Annotated in this window: 17 protein-coding genes; 12 read left to right on the forward strand and 5 right to left on the reverse strand. The window is 72.0% G+C overall.

The window, feature by feature from the left end:
• Positions 1 to 27: 27 nt before the first annotated feature.
• Positions 28 to 900 carry an alpha/beta fold hydrolase gene (locus AQI88_RS29005; RefSeq protein ID WP_067004792.1) on the forward strand — a complete coding sequence of 291 codons (873 nt, stop codon included), beginning with the start codon at positions 28 to 30 and terminating at the stop codon, positions 898 to 900.
• Here the strand turns inward: AQI88_RS29005 and AQI88_RS29010 are convergent.
• Entirely contained in the window at positions 857 to 1,738 is an 882-nt protein-coding gene (locus tag AQI88_RS29010; protein WP_067004794.1) for an alpha/beta fold hydrolase, read from the reverse strand. The two genes, AQI88_RS29005 and AQI88_RS29010, sit on opposite strands and share 44 nt — an antisense overlap.
• A gap of 71 nt (positions 1,739 to 1,809) precedes the next feature.
• Between AQI88_RS29010 and AQI88_RS29015 the strand changes: the two genes are divergently transcribed.
• Complete coding sequence (locus AQI88_RS29015; RefSeq protein WP_067004796.1) at positions 1,810 to 2,352, forward strand: GNAT family N-acetyltransferase; 543 nt, start codon at positions 1,810 to 1,812, stop codon at positions 2,350 to 2,352.
• 7 nt (positions 2,353 to 2,359) lie between these two features.
• Here AQI88_RS29015 and AQI88_RS29020 read toward each other — a convergent pair whose 3' ends face one another.
• Positions 2,360 to 3,352 carry an NADP-dependent oxidoreductase gene (locus AQI88_RS29020; protein WP_067004798.1) on the reverse strand — a complete coding sequence of 331 codons (993 nt, stop codon included), beginning with the start codon at positions 3,350 to 3,352 and terminating at the stop codon, positions 2,360 to 2,362.
• 104 nt (positions 3,353 to 3,456) lie between these two features.
• Between AQI88_RS29020 and AQI88_RS29025 the strand changes: the two genes are divergently transcribed.
• The gene (locus tag AQI88_RS29025) at positions 3,457 to 4,362 is read left to right on the forward strand and encodes a LysR family transcriptional regulator (RefSeq protein WP_067004800.1); all 906 of its coding nucleotides are present in this window, start codon (positions 3,457 to 3,459) and stop codon (positions 4,360 to 4,362) included.
• Positions 4,363 to 4,582: 220 nt separating this feature from the next.
• Complete coding sequence (locus tag AQI88_RS48585) at positions 4,583 to 4,714, forward strand: hypothetical protein (RefSeq protein WP_107118689.1); 132 nt, start codon at positions 4,583 to 4,585, stop codon at positions 4,712 to 4,714.
• Positions 4,715 to 4,784: 70 nt separating this feature from the next.
• Here AQI88_RS48585 and AQI88_RS29030 read toward each other — a convergent pair whose 3' ends face one another.
• Positions 4,785 to 6,338, reverse strand: coding sequence for a purple acid phosphatase family protein (locus AQI88_RS29030; RefSeq protein WP_067004802.1), 1,554 nt, complete (start codon positions 6,336 to 6,338; stop codon positions 4,785 to 4,787).
• 144 nt (positions 6,339 to 6,482) lie between these two features.
• Between AQI88_RS29030 and AQI88_RS29035 the strand changes: the two genes are divergently transcribed.
• Both AQI88_RS29035 and AQI88_RS29040 read left to right on the forward strand, forming a co-directional pair.
• Positions 6,483 to 7,526, forward strand: a complete 1,044-nt coding sequence (locus AQI88_RS29035) for a 3-isopropylmalate dehydrogenase (RefSeq protein WP_067004804.1) — start codon at positions 6,483 to 6,485, stop codon at positions 7,524 to 7,526.
• Between the two features lie 244 nt (positions 7,527 to 7,770).
• A complete protein-coding gene (locus AQI88_RS29040; RefSeq protein WP_067004806.1) occupies positions 7,771 to 8,859 on the forward strand; it encodes a branched-chain amino acid aminotransferase in 1,089 nt (362 codons plus the stop codon).
• On the opposite strand, the gene AQI88_RS29045 is transcribed toward AQI88_RS29040, so the two are convergent.
• Positions 8,856 to 10,352, reverse strand: a complete 1,497-nt coding sequence (locus AQI88_RS29045; RefSeq protein WP_079057861.1) for a cytosine permease — start codon at positions 10,350 to 10,352, stop codon at positions 8,856 to 8,858. The genes AQI88_RS29040 and AQI88_RS29045 overlap by 4 nt on opposite strands.
• Positions 10,353 to 10,497: 145 nt before the next feature.
• Between AQI88_RS29045 and ureA the strand changes: the two genes are divergently transcribed.
• The 5 genes from ureA (at position 10,498) to cimA (ending at position 16,573) form a co-directional block, all read left to right on the forward strand.
• A complete protein-coding gene (ureA, locus tag AQI88_RS29050; protein WP_067004807.1) occupies positions 10,498 to 11,226 on the forward strand; it encodes an urease subunit gamma in 729 nt (242 codons plus the stop codon).
• Entirely contained in the window at positions 11,226 to 12,950 is a 1,725-nt protein-coding gene (locus AQI88_RS29055; RefSeq protein ID WP_067004809.1) for an urease subunit alpha, read from the forward strand. Before ureA ends, AQI88_RS29055 begins: the two co-directional genes overlap by 1 nt.
• A gap of 41 nt (positions 12,951 to 12,991) precedes the next feature.
• On the forward strand, positions 12,992 to 14,032 hold the full coding sequence (locus AQI88_RS29060) for an agmatine deiminase family protein (RefSeq protein ID WP_067004811.1): 1,041 nt from the start codon (positions 12,992 to 12,994) through the stop codon (positions 14,030 to 14,032).
• Between the two features lie 18 nt (positions 14,033 to 14,050).
• On the forward strand, positions 14,051 to 14,662 hold the full coding sequence (locus AQI88_RS29065; RefSeq protein WP_067004813.1) for a TetR/AcrR family transcriptional regulator: 612 nt from the start codon (positions 14,051 to 14,053) through the stop codon (positions 14,660 to 14,662).
• Positions 14,663 to 14,962: 300 nt separating this feature from the next.
• Positions 14,963 to 16,573, forward strand: a complete 1,611-nt coding sequence (gene cimA / locus AQI88_RS29070; RefSeq protein ID WP_067004815.1) for a citramalate synthase — start codon at positions 14,963 to 14,965, stop codon at positions 16,571 to 16,573.
• A gap of 486 nt (positions 16,574 to 17,059) precedes the next feature.
• Here cimA and AQI88_RS29075 read toward each other — a convergent pair whose 3' ends face one another.
• Positions 17,060 to 17,668: a GOLPH3/VPS74 family protein gene (locus AQI88_RS29075; RefSeq protein WP_067004817.1), complete on the reverse strand. Its 609-nt coding sequence runs from the start codon at positions 17,666 to 17,668 to the stop codon at positions 17,060 to 17,062.
• A 280-nt stretch (positions 17,669 to 17,948) separates the two neighbouring features.
• Between AQI88_RS29075 and AQI88_RS29080 the strand changes: the two genes are divergently transcribed.
• Complete coding sequence (locus AQI88_RS29080; protein ID WP_067004819.1) at positions 17,949 to 20,969, forward strand: glycoside hydrolase family 3 N-terminal domain-containing protein; 3,021 nt, start codon at positions 17,949 to 17,951, stop codon at positions 20,967 to 20,969.
• Positions 20,970 to 20,985: the final 16 nt, after the last annotated feature.

Raw genomic sequence — 20,985 nt, forward strand, 5'->3', positions numbered from 1 at the left:
TTTTTCCCGCCCCGTCACACTGGACTCATGACGGTGACGACGGACGACGGAGTACGGCTGTGGGCGGCACGCTCGGGCGGCGCGGGCGACCCGCTGGTGCTGTGCCACGGCGGGCCCGGCCTGTGGGACATGTTCGGTGACGTGGCCGAGCTGCTCGCGGACGTGACCCCGGTGATCCGCTGGGACCAGCGCGGCTGCGGGCGCTCGGAGCGCTGCGACGGGCCGTGGACGAGCGAGCGGTTCGTCGCGGACCTGGACGTCGTACGACGGCACTTCGGGCTGGAGCGGATGGCGCTGCTCGGCCACTCCTGGGGCGCGCAGCTGGCGCTGACCTATGCCCTGGCGCATCCGGACCGGGTGAGCGCGCTGGTGTATGTCTCGGGCACGGGTATCGGCCCGGACGCGGACTGGCACCCCGCCTTCCACCAGAGCTTTTACACCCGCCTCGCCGACCACCCCGAACGGCTCGCCCGCTGGCAGGAGTTGACCGACCTCGCGGAGCGCACGGAGGGCGAGGAGCGGGAGCGGGCCGTTCTGCAGTGGTCCATCGAGTTCGAGGACCGGGACCGGGCCCTGGAGCCCGCCGGGCGCATGGCCGACCCGTGGTTCGGCATCAACTACGCGTGCAGCGGGGCCTTGAACGACGAGCGCAAGCGGTCGTGGGGCACCCCCGAGCTGTACACCGCCTGCCAGGCCCTCGACGTGCCGGTGCTGATCGTCGACGGGGCCCGGGACATCCGGCCGCGCACGGCGGTCGACTCCCTGGAGCGCGCCCTGCCCCGGGTGCGCCGGGTGGTCCTCCCGGACGCCGGGCACCTGCCGTGGGCGGAGGACCCGGAGGGCTTCCGGGAGGCGCTCAGGCGGGGGAGGGCAGGCGCCGGTCCAGAAAGTCCCGCATGAGCGCGGCGATCTGGTCCGCGTGCGTCTCCAGGGCGAAGTGCCCGGCGGGCAGGAGGTGCACCTCGGCCCTCGGCAGGTCCCGCTGGAAGGCGAGCGCGCCGGCGGGCACGAAGATCTCGTCGTGCGCGCCCCAGACCGCGAGCAGCGGCACCTGGCTGCTGCGGAAGTATGCGTGGAAGGCCGGATACAGCGCGATGTTGGCGCCGTAGTCGGAGATCAGGTCCAGCTGGATCTCCGCCTGCCCGGGCCGGGCCAGCCGGGCGGCGTCGTGCTCGTAGGCGTCCGGGCTGACCAGCGTCGGATCCGGGACGCCGTGCAGGTATTGCCACTTGATGCCGTCGAGGGTGTAGATCTCCCGCACCGGCGCCTCGGTCTCGGGGGTCCGCTTCTCGATCAGGGCCAGGACGGGCGCCCAGGCCGCCGCACCCAGCCCCTCCTCGTAGGCGTTGCCGTTCTGCGTGACGACCGCCGTCACCCGGCCGGGGTGGGCGAGGGCCAGGCGCAGGCCGATCGGGGCGCCGTAGTCCTGGATGTAGAGGGCGAACTCCTTCAGTTCCAGCTGCTCGGTGAACTCCCCGGTGATCGCGGCCAGTTCGCCGAAGGTGTACGTGAACTCCGTGGCCGCCGGTGTCGCCGACCGGCCGAAGCCGATGTGGTCGGGGGCGATCACCCGGTACCGGTCGGCGAGCAGCGGGATGAGGTCGCGGAACATGTGCGAGCTGCTGGGGAAGCCGTGGAGGAGCAGCAGGACCGGGCCGTCGGAGGGGCCCGCCTCGCGGTAGTACACGTCGAGGCCGCGGACGGTGACGGTGCGGTGATGTACCTGGTGAATGGACATGACGGCAGTGCACCACGCCCACTTCTAACCAGTCAAGTGAGTTTTAAAGGTTAGAGCGGCATACTTGGTCCATGACCCTCCCTCTGCACACCGCCCACACCGCCGACCTCGACCCCGCGGACCTCCGCGCCGCCCGCGCCCTCCTGGACGAGGCGTTCGACGGGGACTTCAGTGACCAGGACTGGGATCACAGCCTCGGCGGCATGCACGTGCTCGTCCACGACGGCGCCGGGCTCGCCGCGCACGGCTCGGTCGTGATGCGGCGGATACGGCACCGGAGGCGCTGGCTGCGCACCGGATACGTGGAGGCCGTCGCCGTACGGGCCGAGGCGCGCCGGACCGGGCTGGGCGGGCGGGTGATGGCGGCCTTGGAGGGGATCATCGACCGGGCCTACGACCTCGGCGCGCTCTCCGCGAGCGAGGACGGCGCCCTGCTGTACACGGCCCGCGGGTGGCAGCGGTGGGGCGGGCGCGTGTGCGCCCTCTCGCCCGACGGGATCATCCACTTGCCGGAGGAGGAAGGGGGCGTCCACGTGCGGCCGGCCTGCGCGGGACAGCCACTCGACCCGGGCCACGAGCTGGTCTTCGACTGGCGTGACGGGGATGTCGTCTGAGGACACTTCAGGCCTTGCGGACCAGCGTCTTGCCCGTGTTGCCGCCCCGCAGCATCAGCAGGAACGCCTCCACGATCAGCTCGAACCCGTCCACCACCGTCTCGTCCGGCGCGAGCGCCCCGCTGCGCAGATGGGGTACGGCGAAGTCGTACAGCTCCTCCTGCGCATCCCGGTGGTCGCTCACCAGGAAGCCCTCGATGCGCAGGCTCTTCTCCACGACATCCGAGTGGTCGAAGACGACGGGCGGCGCGTCCGGGGTGTTGTACTGGCTGATCGTGCCGACCCGCACCACCCGGCCCCGCTCGCGCAGCGCGCCGATCGCCGCGCCGAGGTGGTCGCCGCCGACGTTGTCGACGAAGAGGTCGATGCCGTCGGGGGCGGACGCGGTGAGGAGGTCGGTGACCGGGGCGGTGTGGTAGTCGAAGGCCGCGTCGTAACCGACCTGCTCCGTCAGGTACCCGACCTTCTCCGGTGAGCCCGCGCTGCCGATCAGGCGGCCCGCGCCGAGCAGCCGGGCGAAGCGGCCGGTGGCCGTACCGACCCCGCCCGCGGCGCCGGAGACGAACACGTCGTCGCCCTCGCGCAGCCGGGCGATCCGGGTGAGGGCGACGTAGGCGGTCAGGCCCGTGCCGCCCAGCACGCTCAGGTACGCCGACAGCGGCACGCCCGCGTGGTGGGGGAGCCGCCGGACCTCCTCGCGGCGGACCACCGCGTGCGTGCGCCAGCCCTGCCGGTGGAAGACGATCTCGCCTTCGGGCAGCTCCGGCGTGCGGGAAGCGACGACCCGGCCGAGGGTGCGGCCCTCCAGCGGGGCGTTCAACTCGAAGTCCCCGTCCATCATTTCGCGGTGGTACGGGTCCACGGACCAGTACAGGTTCTCCACCAGGGCGGTGCCCGGGGCCGGTTCGGGGACGGGGGACTCGGCGAAGCGGAAGTGGCCGGCCGTGGGGAAGCCGGCCGGACGGGCGGTCTGCTGCACGGTGAGCGCGGTCTCGGTCATGACAGGGGACCGTAGGCAGGAATGCCGGGGCCGGGCAGAGGGTTGGGCTCATGGAACGCGACGGTCCATGAACCGCCCTCATAGACGCAGGTGGGAGCCCCCGAGTGACAGCAGTCGACCTTGCCCCGCAGGAGCTGAGGATCCTGGTCGCCGTGGCCGACGAGGGCGGGTTCTCCGCCGCGGCCGCCCGGCTCGGGGCCACCCAGTCCGCCGTCTCCCACGCCGTGCGCGGCATCGAACGCAAGCTCGGCGTCGTCCTCTTCGAGCGCGGCCGGTTCGGGGCCCGGCCGACGCCCGCCGGGGAACGGGCGGCGGCCCACGCGCGGCGCGTGCTGCGGATGCTCCAGGCGCTGGCCGCCGAGGCGCGCGGCGCGCAGACCGGCGAGATCACCGGTCCGCTGCGGATCGCCGCCTTCCGCAGCGCGGCCCTGCACCTGCTGCCGCCCGCCCTGGAGCGGCTGGCCGCCCGGCACCCCGGACTCGACGTGAGCGTCACCGTCGTACGGGAACTGGGGGCCGGCACCGCGGGCGAGGTCGCCGCGGGGCGGGCCGACCTCGGCATCGCCACCCTCGCCGCCGGCTCGCCCCTGCCCGCCGGGCTGGTCGGGGACGTGCTGCTGCAGGAGCCGTACTCCCTGGTGCACCCCGCCGGGCACCCCGAACCGCGCAGCCTGCCCCTGGTCGACTGGATGGAGAACTGCGGCTCCTACACCCGCGACTGGTGGGCCGCCCAGGACTGGATCCCGCCCGCGACCGTCCGCGCCGAGGACGACGGAGCGGTGCTGTCGATGGTGAGCAGCGGTCTCGGCATGGCGATCATGCCCGCGCTCTCCCTCACCGCAGCCCCGCCCTCCGTGGCGGTCACCGACCTCGGACCGGGGCGGCCGCACCGCTGCGTCGGCTACGTCACCACCCCGGAACTGGCCGCCACCACCGCCGTTCGGGTGCTCGTCCGGGAGCTGCGTTCCCTCCACCCCCGTACCGAAAAAGCGCAGGTCACGGCCGTGTGACCCGATCCGCCGTCTCAGATAGTAGGAAGTCCGAGTAATTGGGCAGACAGGCGCGGCCCGCTCCCTTAGTTTTGTAGGAGCCGAACGTCTCGCTCGATCAAGCGAATGGCGGTCGTGAGCCGGGCCCCGTGCAGGCAACCCCTGCGGCACCGCTCCCCGCCCTCCGGCGTCTCGTACCCCCTCATTGCCGCACTCCGTTTGCCGAAGGAGTCGATTCCCCATGGCCGAGACGACCGTCCGCCGCCGAGTCCGCCACGCGACCCGCACGAGCGAGTCCGACCGCAAGAACGCCGCCGCCGCCCTCCAGCGCGCCCTCGACCGCCGCGACAACGGCGGCGAGACCGGCCACTGAGCCACTGCTGACCGGCCACTGAGCCGTCCACCGATCCGGGAGCCGCACCCGAACGGGGCGCGGCGCGGCCTCACCCGCCGCGCCGCACCTCGAAGTGGTCGATCCGCCGCCCGTCCTGCGCGAGCGCCGACACCGCGAGCCGCGGGGACGGACCCGGCCGTGCCTCGACCGTGAGGAGCGAGAAGCCGGTGTACCGCACCCGCGACCACTGAGCCGTCTCCGGCGCGCGCTCCTTGTCCTTGGTCCAGTGGAAGGTCTCCACCGTGTCGTGCCGGGTGACGTGCCCCTCGTAGCTGTCCTTGACGCCCGAGGGGAAGGAGTACAGGTCCCGGCCGCCGCCGCCCGCGGTGACGTACACGATCCCGTCCCGGGCGGGGTCCGTGGAGCCGCCGACCGGCACCGCCCGGCCGACCTCCCCGTCCTTGACCGCGTCCGTGCGCTCGTAGACGTGGTTGTGCCCGTTGATCACCAGGTCCACCTGGTGCTTGGCGAACAGCGGCAGCCACTCGGCCCGTACCCCGCCGTCGGAGGCGTGCTGCGAGGTGGAGTATGCGCAGTGGTGGAAGAAGACGACCACGAAGTCGACCCCCTGCGCGGCCCGCAGCCCGCCGAGCTGCGCATCCAGCCACGTGGTCTGCCGGCCGCCGCTGTGCCCGAAGCCCGCGGGGATCTCGTACGACACGTCGTTGGCGTCCAGCGCCACGAAGCCCGTGTTGCCGTAGGTGAACGTGTAGGCGCCCGGTGTCCCGTGCGGGTCGAAGCCGTTGTCCGGGAGGGAGAAGCGGGCGAGCTGGCCGCCGTAGCCGTCCGGCGAGTACCAGGCCTCCATGTCGTGGTTGCCGGTCGTCACCATCCACGGCACCGACCTGGCGACCGGCTCGTTCTGCTTCAGGAACCGGTCCCAGAACGTGGGGTCGTAGCCGTCCGAGGTCTGCCCGGCGCCGTTGACGTCCGCGTAGCAGATGTCGCCGGCGTGCAGATGGAAGGCGGGGTCCTGGCGCAGCACGAGGTGGTCGTTGGCGTTCGCCGCCTGCCCCACGCCCTGGTCGCCGAAGGCCGTGAAGGCGAAGCGCTCCGGGGACGCCGGTGCCGTGCGGAAGGAGGCGAGGGCGGCGCGGTGGGCGGGAGCGGCCGGGTCCCAGCCTTCGTGGCCGACGCCGTAGTAGTACGTCGTGCCGGGCCTCAGCCCGTCCAGGGCCGCGTGCACGTAGTACTGCTCGACCGCGGGCCGCACCCCCTGGACCCCGGAAGTGTGCAGATTGCGCACCTCGGCCTCGACGCGCCGGCCGAGGTCGTCGGGGCGCAGCCCGACGCGCACGTACGGCCGTTGCACCGCGAACGGCACCTGCCAGGAGACCCGCATCCGTGTCTTCGGGTCGGCACCGAAGGCCAGATGGCGGCCGAAGGGGCGGACCACCGAGCCGGACACCCGCGAGGTGGCCGGGGCCGGGTGCCCCGCCGCGCCGGAACCGCCGGAGCAGCCGGTCAGCAGGCCGCCCGCCACCGCGCCCGCCGTCACCAGGGTGCGCCGGCGCACCGGCCGGGTGCGCAGGTACTCGTACTGCTCGGCCATGCTCATCCGCTCCGCGAGCGGGAGCGGAATGCCGAAGTCAGGGGTATCCATGACGGGGAAGTTTCCACGGGACGCCAACACCCGTGCCGCATACGGGTGAACGCCAGCCGACGGGAGGACACCGGCGACCCGTCCGGGTGTCCGGATGGCGGACAGGGCATGTCATCCCCTGGGACGAGGAGTAGGGTGCCCGGCATGTCTCGCAGCATCAATCTCGCAGTGATCCCCGGTGACGGCATCGGCCAGGAGGTCGTGGCCGAGGGTCTGAAGGTCCTCTCCGCCGTCCTGCCGCAGGATGTGAAGCTGGAGACCAAGGAGTACGACTTCGGCGCCAAGCGCTACCACGCCACCGGTGAGACCCTCACCGACGCCGACCTCGACGCCCTCAAGCGGCACGACGCGATCCTGCTCGGCGCGATCGGCGACCCGTCGGTGCCCTCCGGTGTCCTGGAGCGCGGCTTCCTGCTCAAGCTCCGCTTCGCCTTCGACCACCACGTCAACCTGCGCCCGTCCAAGCTGCTCCCCGGTGTCGCCACCCCGCTGGCCGGCCAGCCGGAGATCGACTTCGTCGTCGTGCGCGAGGGCACCGAGGGCCCCTACACGGGCAACGGCGGCACCATCCGCAAGGGCACCGAGCACGAGGTCGCCACCGAGGTCTCCGTCAACACGGCCTTCGGTGTCGAGCGCGTGGTCCGCGACGCCTTCGCCCGCGCCCAGGCCCGCCCGCGCAAGAAGCTCACGCTGGTCCACAAGAACAACGTGCTGACCTTCGCCGGGCACCTGTGGACGAACATCTTCAACAAGGTGGCCAAGGAGTTCCCCGACGTCACCACCGACTACATCCACGTCGACGCGGCGACGATCTACCTCGTCACCGACCCGGGCCGCTTCGACGTCATCGTCACCGACAACCTCTTCGGCGACATCATCACCGACCTCGCCGCGGCCGTCTCCGGCGGCATCGGCGTGGCCGCCTCCGGCAACATCAACCCCGGCCGCGAGTTCCCGTCCATGTTCGAGCCGGTCCACGGCTCGGCCCCGGACATCGCGGGTCAGGGCAAGGCCGACCCCACCGCCACGGTCCTGTCCGTCGCCCTGCTGCTGCGCCACCTCGGCTACGACGCCGAGGCCGACCGCATCGACGCGGCGGTCACCGCGGACCTCACCGAGCGCGCCGGCAAGCCCGCCCGCTCCACCTCGGAGATCGGCGACGCGCTCGCCGTACGCGTAGCCGGCTGACCCGCCGCGCTACCAGAAGCCGTCGGGTCGCATCCGCACCCGGCGGCTTTTCCTATGCGGCCGACGGGTGCCACCATCATCCCCTGGGCCGCTTTCACCCCCATTCCTTCCGCCCCAGCCCCCGCGCGATAATCGAACGCGGAGCCGCGGTATGAGGGAATGCTCGGACGTCCTAACACCGGCCATCGGTCGTGCGGGCGTGTATGCGGCTCCGTTCACTACAACCGGTGAAGGACAACCACTCATGACGACGCCCACGATCGAGCTCAAGCCCTCCGCCCATCCGCTCGCCGCCGCGGAGCGCGAGGCGATCCTGGCCAGCCCCGGATTCGGCCGCCACTTCACCGACCACATGGTGACGATCAAGTGGACCGAGGGCCGCGGCTGGCACGACGGCCAGCTCGTTCCGTACGCGCCGATCCCCCTCGACCCGGCCACCAACGTCCTGCACTACGCCCAGGAGATCTTCGAGGGCCTGAAGGCCTACCGCCAGCCCGACGGCTCGGTCGCCACCTTCCGCCCCGACCAGAACGCCAAGCGCTTCCAGCGTTCCGCCCGCCGTCTCGCCATGCCGGAGCTGCCGGTCGAGACGTTCGTCGAGGCCTGCGACGCCCTGGTCCAGCAGGACAAGGACTGGGTGCCCGCGCACGGCGGCGAGGAGTCCCTCTACCTGCGCCCGTTCATGATCGCCACCGAGGTCGGTCTGGGCGTCAAGCCCGCCAACGAGTACCTGTTCCTCGTCATCGCCTCCCCGGCCGGCGCCTACTTCCCGGGCGGCGTGAAGCCGGTCTCCATCTGGGCGTCCGAGGACCGGGTCCGCGCCGTCCCCGGCGGCATGGGCGACGCGAAGACGGGCGGCAACTACGCGGCCTCCCTGCTCGCCCAGGCCGAGGCCGCCGCCCAGGGCTGCGACCAGGTCTGCTACCTCGACGCGGTCGAGCACAAGTGGGTCGAGGAGCTCGGCGGCATGAACCTGTACTTCGTGTACGGCAACAAGATCATCACGCCGACGCTGACCGGCTCCATCCTGGAGGGCGTCACCCGTGACTCCCTGCTGGCCGTCGCCCGCGACCTCGGCTACGAGTCCGAGGAGGGCCGGGTCTCCATCGACCAGTGGCAGGCCGACTCCGAGAACGGCACCCTCACCGAGGTCTTCGCCTGCGGCACCGCGGCCGTGATCACCCCGGTCGGCACGGTGAAGCGCGCGAAGGCCGAGTGGAAGCAGTCCGGCGGAGAGCCCGGCGAGGTCACCCTGCGCCTGCGCCAGGCCCTCCTCGACATCCAGCGCGGCAGGACCGAGGACCAGCACGGCTGGATGCACAAGATCGGTTAAGTGCGCGGTTCGAGGTGGCGCGAAGGGGTGTCGGGCGTCTGCGGGTCCGTTGTGGCTGGTCGCGCACACGTGGCGGTAGCCGCATATTGGGTACCGCCCCGCGCCCCTTCGGGGCGTACAGCGAGTGTCAGTAGCAGGTACACCAGCCCGCCGGCCGTCCCCGACAGCAGGAAGCTGCAGTCCACCCCGCCCGTCAGCGTCAGCAGCGGGCCCTCGTAGGACGGCAGGGACACCGCCAGCAGCCCTACCGCCGCTCCGGCGGCCCAGGAGACGGCGGCCCGGACGTTCCAGCCCGCCCGGTACCAGTAGACCCCGCCCCGCGAGCGGCGGTTGAAGACCTGGAGGGCGTCGGCGTCGTACACACCGCGACAGCGGGCGAAGCCGATGAGGGTGATGACCGCCCACGGGGTGCCGACGGCGGTGAGCAGCAGGACGAAGGACGTCATCGCCGACTGCGCGTTCCAGGCGTAGTGGCCGACGAAGACGCAGGCCGTGGCCACGAGGGCGACCGTGCAGGTGGCGCGGGCGCGGGAGGCGCGGGGCAGGATCGCGTCCAGGTCCAGGCCCATCGAGTACAGCATCAGGCCCGCGTTGCCGACCGAGCCTGCGGAGGCGGCCAGCAGCAGCGGGACCAGGTACCAGGCGGGGGAGGCGGACACCAGGGGGCCCGCGTAGTCGGTGGCCGCGCGGGCCGCGTACGCCGTGAAGGTGCCGAACAGCTGGGGCACCAGCAGGCCAAGGATCAGGCCGAGCCAGGTGGCGTGCAGGACGCGGCGGCCGGTGTGGCGGGTCGGGGAGATGTAGCGGGTGTAGTCGCCGAGCAGGGTGATGAAGGCGATGGGGCCGGACAGGCCCGCCGCCACCGCCGCCAGGAACCAGGTCGGCCAGAAGGACCCGAGCAGACAGCCTCCCGTCCCGGGCAGTGCCGAGGTCGTGAAGTGCGGGGCGTAGGCGAAGATGCCGAGGGCCAGCAGGGCCGTCATGCCGATCGCCAGCACCTTGGACATGGCGAGCAGCACCCGGTAGCCGTAGACCGCGCCCGCGACCGTCGCCGCGGCGAGCAGCGCGTAGACGACGGCGTACGACGCCCCGTCCGCGGGCAGCCCGAACAGCCGGCCGAGGACGCTCAGCATCACGTCACCGCCGATCCAGACCGTCAGCGCGGTGTAGCCGAGGGCCAGCAGCAGACCGACGACCGAGCCGACCAGCCGGCCCCGCACACCGAACTGGGCGCCGGAGGAGGTGGAGAGGTTGGTCGCGGTGCGCAGGGAGACCAGGGCCAGTGGGGCGGTGAACAGCGTGCCGATCACCGTGCCCGCCACGATCGCGCTCACCGAGGCCCACCAGCCGAGCCCGAAGGACGGCGGCAGCCAGCCGAAGATGATCACTCCGAGGCAGAGGTTCGATCCGAGCAGGATCGAGACGAGGTCCCGTGGACCGCTGGTCCGTTCCTCGTCCGGGATCGTGTCGACTCCGCGCTGTTCTATCGGCATGGCTGGTCTCCTTCGACGGCCGCCTTCGTAGTTTGAGCGACGTTCAATGTGACGTGAACGCGGTTCCCGGGTCAATGCTTCTGTTTCACGAATTCTGTGTTTAGAGTGATGCTCTAAAGTGTGGAAGGCAAGGAGGTGCCGCGTCGTGAGACTCACCCCCACGGAACGTGACCGGCTGCTGCTCTTCGGGGCCGCCGAGCTGGCCCGGGCCCGCCGGGCACGAGGCCTCAGGCTCAATGTGCCGGAGGCCACCGCGCTGATCGCGGACACCGTGTGCGAGGCCGCGCGGGACGGCAGGCGGCTCGCGGAGGCCATCGAGGCGGCCCGGTCGGTCCTCGGCCCAGGGGACGTGATGCCGGGTGTCGCCGACGTCGTCACCGAGGTGATGGTGGAGGCCGTCTTCGACGACGGCTCCCGGCTCGCGGTGGTCTCCGACCCCATCGGGGGCGGCCTCGGCGAGCTGGCCCCGGGCGCGTTGCTGCCGGGCCCCGGGCACGCCGACCCCGAGCCGGCCGTCCGGCTCACGGTCACCAACACCGCGACCGTGCCCGTCTCGGTCACCTCCCACTTCCACTTCTTCGAGGCCAACCCGCGCCTGCACTTCGTACGGGACCGGGCCTACGGCATGCGGCTCGCCGTACCCGCCGGGTCCTCGGTCCGGTTCGGGCCCGGGGAGGGTGCGGAGGTCGGTCTGGTGCCGATCGGCGGCGAGCGGATCGCGATCGGCTTCGCCGGTCTGGTCGACGGGCCGCTGGACGCGCCGGGAGCCAGGGAAGAGGCCCTGCGCCGGGCCGCCGCCTGCGGATATCTCGGAGTCGCAGGCGGCACAGGAGATACAGGGGCCACAGGAGTCACACCGGAAGGAGGCGAGTGATGAGCCGCTCGAAGGGACGCGAGGTCAGCCGGGCGATCCACGTCGACCCGCACGCCTACGCCGCCACCCACGGCCCCCGGGCCGGCGACCGCCTCCGCCTCGGCGACTCGGGCCTGACCGTCCGCGTCGAGTCCGACTCCCAGCGCTACGGCGACGAGTTCCTGGCCGGGTTCGGCAAGACCGCCCGCGACGGGCTGCACCTCAAGGCGGCCGCCGTCCGCGAGACCTGTGACGTCGTGATCAGCAACGTCGTCGTGATCGACGCGATGCAGGGCATCCGCAAGGTGTCCATCGGCATCCGCGAGGGCCGGATCAGCGCGATCGGCCGGGCCGGCAACCCGGACACCCTCGACGGCGTCGACGTCGTCGTCGGTACGGGTACCTCCATCGTGTCCGGCGAGGGGCTCATCGCCACCGCCGGTGCCGTCGACACCCACGTCCACCTGCTGTCGCCGCGCATCATGGAGGCCTCCCTCGCCTCCGGCGTGACCACGGTCATCGGGCAGGAGTTCGGCCCGGTGTGGGGCGTCGGTGTCAACTCGCCCTGGGCGCTGCGTCACGCCTTCAACGCCTTCGACGCCTGGCCGGTCAACATCGGTTTCCTGGGCCGGGGTTCGTCCTCTTCGGCGGCCCCGCTGGTCGAGGCCCTCGCCGAGGGCGGCGCCTCGGGCTTCAAGGTCCACGAGGACATGGGCGCCCACACGCGGGCGCTGGACACGGCTCTTCGCGTCGCCGAGGAGCACGACGTCCAGGTCGCCCTGCACAGCGACGGGCTGAACGAGTGCCTGTCGGTCGAGGACACCCTGCGCGTCCTCGACGGCCGCACGATCCACGCCTTCCACATCGAGGGCTGCGGCGGCGGACACGTGCCCAACGTCCTGAAGATGGCCGGTGTCCCGAACGTCATCGGCTCCTCCACCAACCCCACCCTGCCCTTCGGCCGGGACGCGGTCGCCGAGCACTACGGCATGATCGTCTCCGTCCACGACCTGAAGACCGACCTGCCCGGCGACGCGGCGATGGCCCGCGACCGCATCCGGGCCGGCACCATGGGCGCCGAGGACGTGCTGCACGACCTGGGCGCGATCGGCATCACCTCCTCCGACGCCCAGGGCATGGGCCGCGCCGGCGAGACGGTCCGCCGCACCTTCGCCATGGCCGGGAAGATGAAGGCCGAGCTGGGCCCGATGGAGGGCGACGGCGAGGGCGACGACAACGCGCGCGTCCTGCGCTACATGGCCAAGCTGACCATCAACCCGGCCATCGCCCACGGCCTCGCGCACGAGGTCGGCTCGATCGAGGCCGGCAAGCTCGCCGACATCGTGCTGTGGCGCCCCGAGTACTTCGGCGCCAAGCCGCAGCTCGTCCTCAAGTCCGGCTTCCCGGCCTACGGCGTGGTCGGCGACCCCAACGCGGCCACCGACACCTGCGAACCCCTCGTGCTGGGCCCGCAGTTCGGCTCGTACGGCGCCACGGCCGCCGACATCTCGGTCGCCTTCGTCGCCCGGGCCGCCCTCGACCAGGGCAACGACACGATGCCCACGCGCCGCCGCCGGGTCGCTGTGCGCGGCACCCGGGGCATCGGCCCCGCCGACCTGCGGCTGAACGCCCGGGTCGGCGCGGTCGACGTCGACCAGCGCACCGGCCTGGTCACCCTCGACGGCGACCCGCTGCGTTCGGAGCCCGCCGACTCCGTCTCCCTCAACCGCCTCTACTTCCTCTGACCCCCGGTCATATGACCCCCCGGACGCAAGGACCCCGACACATGACCACTCCCGCCGCCGACGGCTTCCGCATGCCCGCCGAGTGGACCCCGCACGAGCGCACCTGGATGGCGTGGCCGGGCCCCAACCCCACCTTCGAGGACCCGGACGACCTCACCGCCTCCCGCGTCGCCTGGGCGTCGGTGGCCCGTGCCGTCCTCCGCTTCGAGCCGGTGACGGTCGTGTGCGGCCCCGGCCAGTCGGCGGACGCGCAGGCGCTGCTCGGCCCGGGCGTCGACACCGTCGAGCGCGAGCTGGACGACGCCTGGATGCGCGACATCGGCCCCACCTTCCTCACCGACGGCAAGGGCGAACTGGCCGCCGTGGACTGGACGTTCAACGGGTGGGGCGCCCAGGGCTGGGCCCGCTGGGAGCACGACGCGAAGATCGCCGCGTACGTCTCGGACCTCGCAGGCGCGAAGACGTACGCCTCGAAGCTGGTCAACGAGGGCGGCGCGATCCACGTCGACGGCGAGGGCACCGTGCTGCTGACGGAGACGGTCCAGCTGGGCCCCGAGCGCAACCCGGGCTGGTCGCGCGAACAGGTCGAGGCCGAGATCCACGCCCACCTCGGCACCAGCAGGGCGATCTGGCTGCCGCGCGGCCTGACCGGCGACTACCCGCCCCACGGCTTCGGCACCCTCGGCCACGTCGACATCGTCGCCGCCTTCGCCCGCCCCGGCGTCGTCGTCGCCCACCACCAGCCGGACCCGGCCCACCCCGACCACGAGGTCACCAAGGAGGTCATCGGCATCCTGAAGTCGGCGACCGACGCCCGCGGCCGCGCCCTGGAGGTGGTCGAGGTGCCCGCCCCGACCGCCCTGGAGGCCGACGGCCACTGGGCCGACTACTCCTACATCAACCACTACCTCTGCAACGGCGGCGTCGTGCTGTGCGGCTTCGACGACCCGCGTGACGAGATCGCCGCCGGGATCTTCCGCCGCCTCTTCCCGGAGCGGACGGTGACCCTGGTGGACGCCCGTACGATCTTCTCCGGTGGTGGTGGCATCCACTGCATCACCCAGCAGCAGCCGAAGGTCTGACACGTACAGGAGCAGCAGATGGCCGGTGCGGCCCGTCCGCGCAGGAACGCGCCGCCGCGCGAGGAGGTCCTCGTCGCCGCCATGGACATGATCGCCGAGCGCGGTCTGGAGAAGCTCACCATGGCGGGGCTCGGCCGCGCGGTCGGGATGAGCAGCGGCCATCTGCTCTACTACTTCCGCTCCAAGGACGAGCTGCTGCTGCAGACCCTGGAGTGGAGCGAGGGCCGGCTCGGCGTCGAGCGGGGCCGGCTGCTCAACCGCCGCGCGCCCGCCCGCGAGCGCCTTGACGCCTACGTCGACCTGTACGTCCCGGGCGGCCACCGCGACCCGCACTGGACGCTGTGGCTGGAGGTCTGGAACCGCTCGCAGAACGCCGACGACGAGGCCCGTGAGCGGCAGGCCGCCATCGAGGGCGCCTGGCACCGCGACCTGGTCGCCCTGATCGCCGAGGGCAGCTCGCGCGGCGAGTTCCGCCCGGTCGACGCCGACCGTTTCGCGGCGAGGCTGCGTGCGCTGCTCGACGGGTTCTCCATCCACGTCGCCATCGGGTTGCGCGGCACGGACCGCGAGCAAGTGATCGCCCACGTCCGGGAGTTCATCGGGGAGACCCTCCTCGTACCGGACGCCTGACGCCCGCATCCTGAGACGGTCGGTGAGCCGGGGGCGGGGCTGTGCCAGACTGCCTCCGTGCTCTCGTTCGCCATGATTATGGGCAGCAGGCGCGCCGGTCCGCAGTGACCACCTCGTACGACCAGGTGCGGGTGGCCACCGTCGTCCTCGACCCGCGCGCAGACCTCTCGCACCCGCGAGGGGTTTTTTCGTTTTCCGGCCCACCCACAGCCGGGCAGCGGAGCGCGAGGGAGTATTGCAGGGACGGTGGAGCCGGTCATTCCGGTAAGACCGAAGATTCACAACAGGAGCCTTGAGACCATGACCGAGACGGCAACCAGCGAGCTCGACGACTCGTTCCACGTCTTCGACACCACGCTGCGCGACGGCGCGCAGCGAGAGGGCATCAACCTCACCGTCGCGGACAAGCTCGCCATCGCACGGCACCTGGACGACTTCGGCGTGGGCTTCATCGAGGGAGGCTGGCCCGGCGCGAACCCGCGGGACACCGAGTTCTTCGCCCGCGCCCAGCAGGAGATCCACTTCCGCCACGCGCAGCTGGTCGCCTTCGGCGCCACCCGCCGCGCCGGCGCCAAGGCCGCCGAGGACCCGCAGGTCAACGCGCTGCTGGCATCCGGCGCCCCGGTGATCACGCTGGTCGCCAAGTCGCACGACCGGCATGTGGAGCTGGCGCTGCGCACCACGCTGGACGAGAACCTGGAGATGGTCCGGGACACCGTGTCCTACCTGCGCGAGCAGGGCCGCCGGGTGTTCGTGGACTGCGAGCACTTCTTCGACGGCTACCGCGCGAACCCGGACTACGCGAAGGCGGTCGTCCGCACCGCCTCGGAGGCCGGCGCCGACGTCGTCATCCTCTGCGACACCAACGGCGGCATGCTCCCCGCCCAGATCCACGCGGTCGTCTCCACGGTCCTCGCCGACACCGGCGCCCGGCTCGGCATCCACGCCCAGGACGACACCGGCTGCGCGGTCGCCAACACCCTCGCCGCCGTCGACGCGGGCGCCACCCACGTGCAGTGCACGGCGAACGGCTACGGCGAGCGCGTCGGCAACGCCAACCTCTTCCCGGTGGTCGCGGCCCTGGAGCTGAAGTACGGCAAGAAGGTGCTGCCGGAGGGCCGCCTGCGCGAGACGACCCGCATCTCCCACGCGATCGCCGAGGTCGTGAACCTCACCCCCTCCACCCACCAGCCGTACGTGGGCGTCTCCGCCTTCGCGCACAAGGCGGGCCTGCACGCCTCCGCGATCAAGGTCGACCCGGACCTGTACCAGCACATCGACCCCGAGCTGGTCGGCAACACCATGCGCATGCTGGTCTCCGACATGGCGGGCCGCGCCTCCATCGAGCTCAAGGGCAAGGAACTCGGCATCGACCTGGGCGGCGACCGGGAGCTGGTCGGCCGGGTGGTCGAGCGTGTCAAGGAGCGCGAGCTCAAGGGCTACACCTACGAAGCCGCCGACGCCTCCTTCGAACTCCTCCTGCGCGCCGAGGTCGAGGGCAGGCCCCTGAAGTACTTCGAGGTCGAGTCCTGGCGGGCCATCGTCGAGGACCGCCCCGACGGCACACACGCCAACGAGGCCACGGTCAAGCTGTGGGCCAAGAGCGAGCGGATCGTCGCGACCGCGGAGGGCAACGGCCCGGTCAACGCCCTGGACCGGGCGCTGCGCGTGGCCCTGGAGAAGATCTACCCGCAGCTCGCCAAGCTGGACCTGGTGGACTACAAGGTCCGCATCCTGGAGGGCAAGCACGGCACGTCGTCCACCACCCGCGTCCTGATCTCCACCTCCGACGGCTCGGGCGAGTGGTCCACGGTCGGTGTGGCGGAGAACGTCATCGCCGCCTCCTGGCAGGCGCTGGAGGACGCCTACACGTATGGCCTGCTGCGCGCCGGGGTCGAGCCGGCGGAGTAGACCCCGTCAGGCCTGTCAGGGGGCACGCCGGACGTTGTCGAAGGCGTTCTTCTCGATGTGCTGCTGCTGTCCCGCGCGGCCTCTAGTTCCGGTGCGGGCGCTGGAGGACGCCTGCGCGTATGGCTTGCTGCGCGCTGGGGTCGAGCCGGCGGAGTAGACCCCGTCAGGCCTGTCAGGGGGCACGCCGGACGTTGTCGAAGGCGTTCTTCTCGATGTGCTGCTGCTGTCCCGCGCGGCCTCTAGTTCCGGTGCGGGCGCTGGAGGACGCCTGCGCGTATGGCCTGCTGCGCGCTGGGGTCGAGCCGGCGGAGTAGATCCCGTCGGGCCTGTCAGGGGGTACACCGGATGTTGTCGAAGGCGTTCTTCTTGATGTGCTGCTGCTGTCCCGTACGGCCTCTAGTTCCGGTGCGGGCGCTGGAGGACGCCTGCGCGTATGGCCTGCTGCGCGCTGGGGTCGAGTCGGCGGAGTAGATCCCGTCGGGCCTGTCAGGGGGCACGCCAGACGTTGTCGAAGGCGTCCTTCTCGATGCGCCGCCGTTGCCGCACGGCCTCCAGCTCCGTCAGCGCGTCGTTGACGCCCGCCAGGACGGTCACCACCGCGTCGCCGGGAAGGCCCTCCGGGGCCTGTTCCGCCGCCCCCTCGGGGATCCCCAGGGCGGCCGCGAGACCGACGAGGACGGGTTCGCGGGAGGCCCAGCGGTCGGCGGCGTGCCGCCGCTGAGGCGTGTCGGCCGGAGCGTCGTCCCCGCCGCGCCGGGGCAGCCAGCGGTGCCGGGATCCGGTGTCCCCTTGCTGCGCCTGGAGGTCGTCGGCATAGGACGCGGCCAGATCGCGCCCCCGGCGCCACAGCCAGTCCTCGACGGACTCGTACGGTGCCTGCCGGACCAGTGCCGTCGACGCCGCGTCCAGCAGCCGGTCACCCGTGGCCGGCCGCAGGCCGGGCACGATGCGGTCGTCGTCCAGGGCGACGGCCTCGGCGGCGATCAGGTCGACCAGCTCGGCTCCCGCCAGGGCGAGCGAGAGGTCCCCCTGCCCGACGGCCCGCCCGGACGGGACGTCCAGGGCGACGATCAACAGGTCCCGCGCTGTGCTCATGTCTTCATCCTCTCCCAGCCGCCGGGCCACCGCCCCTCCGAGTCGGGCGGGCCGCTTTTCAGCCAACCGAGTCGGGATGGGGGTCCCCCCGCGCGAGCGCAGCCGAGCGTGGGGGAGGGTGGGCAGAGGATCGGGAGTCCAGGGGGCGGAGCCCCCTGGTGCGGGCCCGACGCTCCGCTCTGCTCGGGCTGGCGCGACGTCTTGACGGGGGTGCGGGCCACCAGTTAACTCACGGCGTGAGCTAAGCCCTGTGTGAACCATGAGAGTCAAGGGAAGGTCCATGCCGAGAACCGCCCTGCTCGTCTCCGCAGCCGTGCTCGCAGCGCTGCTGCCGCTGTCGCCGTTGTCATCGGCTCGTGCCGCCTCCGATCCCGCCCCCGTCCCCGTCGACCGCTTCGAAGGCGAGGTCCCCTTCGCCGCCCAGCCCGCGGAGGGCATCTTCACCTGGGGCGGCGACAGCGACGACCCGCCTTCCCTCCAGCTCGCCGCCCGCGCCGACGCCCCCGAGGGCGCCAAGGCCCTCACCGGCAGCTACGACATCAGCAGCTACGGCGGCTTCACCCATGACTTCGCCGCCACCGGGCCCGCCCGCGACTGGTCCGCCCACCGGGGCATCCGCTTCTGGTGGGACGGCCAGGACAACGGCAGGAAGATCGCCTTCGAGATCAAGGACGGCGGCGCGAACGGCGAGGCCTCCGAGCTGTGGACGACCTCCTTCACCGACGACTTCACCGGCTGGAAACAGATCGAGCTCCCCTTCACCGACTTCACCTATCGCACGGACTACCAGCCCGTCGGCGGCATCGACCACGTCCTCGGCCTGACGCGGATGTGGGGCTACGCGCTCACCCTCCCGGCCGGGGTCAAGGGCCGGTTCGCGATGGACGACGTCGAGTTGTACGGCAAGGCGGACCAGTCGCTGCGCGCCTCGGTCACCACCGACTCCGCCGTCCGTCCGGTCGAGGCGGGCGGCACGGCCACCGTCGAGGTCGGCGTCGCCACCACCGGCTCCGCCCCGACCGACGAGCCCGTGACGGTCACGTACGAGACGACCGGCGGCACCGCGATACCCGGCAAGGACTACACGCCGGTCTCGGGCACCCTCACCTTCCCGGCCGGGACGGCATCCGGCGCCACCCGGACGATCAAGGTGCCGACCTCGAAGAACACGAGCCCAGCGGCCGCCCGGACGATTCCCCTCAAGCTCACGGTCAGCGGCGCCAAGGCCCCCGCCGAGACCCCGCAGGTCGTCATCGACGCGCACGGACTGCCGTACCTGGACGCCAGGTTGCCGGTCCGCAAGCGCGTCGCCGACCTGCTGTCCCGCATGTCACTGGCGGAGAAGACCGGCCAGATGACGCAGGCCGAGCGCGCCGCCCTCACCGACCAGGGGGACATCGCGGCCTACGCCCTCGGCTCGCTCCTCTCCGGCGGCGGCTCGACCCCCACGCCCAACACCCCCGAGGCGTGGGCGAAGATGATCGACGGCTTCCAGCTGCGCACCCGGGCGACCCGCTTCCAGATCCCGCTGATCTACGGCGTCGACGCGGTCCACGGCCACAACAACCTGGCCGGCGCCACGGTCATGCCGCACAACATCGGCATCGGCGCCACCCGCGACCCCGAACTCGCCGAGCGGACGGGCGCGGTGACGGCCGCCGAGGTGCGCGCCACCGGCATCCCCTGGGACTTCGCGCCCTGCCTCTGCGTCTCCCGCGACGAACGCTGGGGCCGCTCCTACGAGTCCTTCGGCGAGGACCCGGCGCTGGTCGAGTCCATGGAGACCGTCGTCCAGGGCCTCCAGGGCCGCGCGAACGGCCAGGACCTGAGCCGGAACGACAAGGTCCTCGCCACCGCCAAGCACTTCGCCGGCGACGGCGGCACCGAGTACGGCTCCTCGACCACGGGGACGTACACGATCGACCAGGGCGTCACCAAGGTCACCCCGCAGCAGTTGGAGGCCGTCCACCTGGCGCCGTTCCGGACCGCCGTCGACCGGGGCATCGGCACGGTCATGCCGTCGTACTCCTCCCTGGACGTGCTCGGAGACGGGCGGGGCCCGGTGAAGATGCACGCCCGGGCCGACATGATCAACGGCGTCCTCAAGGGCCGGATGGGCTTCGACGGCTTCGTCATCAGCGACTGGAACGCCATCGACCAGCTCCCCGGCGACTACGCGTCCCACGTGCGCACCTCGGTGAACGCGGGCGTCGACATGATGATGGTGCCGTACACGTACAAGGACTTCAGCTCGACGCTCGCCGACGAGGTGAAGGCGGGCCGGATCAGCGAGCGGCGGATCGACGACGCGGTCTCCCGCATCCTCACGCAGAAGTTCAGGCTGGGTCTCTTCGAGCACCCGTACGCCGACACCACCGGAGCCGCGCAGATAGGCTCCCCGGAACACCGGGCCGTGGCCCGCCGGGCCGCCGCGGAGTCCCAGGTGCTGCTGAAGAACACCGGCGGGCTGCTGCCCCTGAAGAAGAGCGAGAAGGTGTACGTCGCCGGGTCCAATGCCGACGACATCGGCAACCAGACCGGTGGCTGGACCCTCACCTGGCAGGGCTCCTCCGGGAACATCACCCGGGGCACGACCATCCTCCAGGGCATGCGCGAGGCGGGCGGGAACGTCACCTACTCCAAGGACGCCTCCGCACCGGCCGACGGCTACGACGCCGGCGTGGTCGTCGTCGGCGAGACCCCGTACGCCGAGGGCGTCGGCGACGTCGGCAACGGCCACGACCTTCAGCTGTCCGCCGCCGACAAGGCCGCCGTGGACAAGGTGTGCGCGGCCATGAAGTGCGCGGTGCTGGTCGTCTCCGGGCGCCCGCAGCTGATCGGCGACCGGCTCGACCGGATCGATGCGCTCGTCGCCTCCTGGCTGCCCGGCACCGAGGGCGAGGGCGTCGCCGACGTCCTCTACGGCTCGCGCCCCTTCACCGGACAGCTCCCCGTCACCTGGCCCAGGTCCGAGGCCCAGCTGCCGATCAACGTCGGCGACCCGTCGTACGACCCCCAGTTCCCCTACGGCTGGGGCCTGACCACCCTCACCCACGTCCCGCGGGGCGGCGCGGCGACCCTGCGCGCGCTCGGCGTGGCGGCAGCGGCGGCCGAGCGGGCGGGCGCCGACCGGACCGGACGGGAGCTGGTCGCCGAGGCGCGGCTGATCGTCCAGCAGAAGGCGGGGCAGCGGATCGGGGAGGCGATGGCCGAGCCGTTCGCCGACGCCGGCCATCTGCTGCTGACCGGCAGGTACGGGGAGGCGGTGCACAAACTGACGGAGGCGTACCGAGCCGCGTAGATCCACCCCGCCGATA

Origin of the sequence: Streptomyces cellostaticus, from assembly GCF_001513965.1 — a bacterium.
GTDB lineage: Bacteria > Actinomycetota > Actinomycetes > Streptomycetales > Streptomycetaceae > Streptomyces > Streptomyces cellostaticus.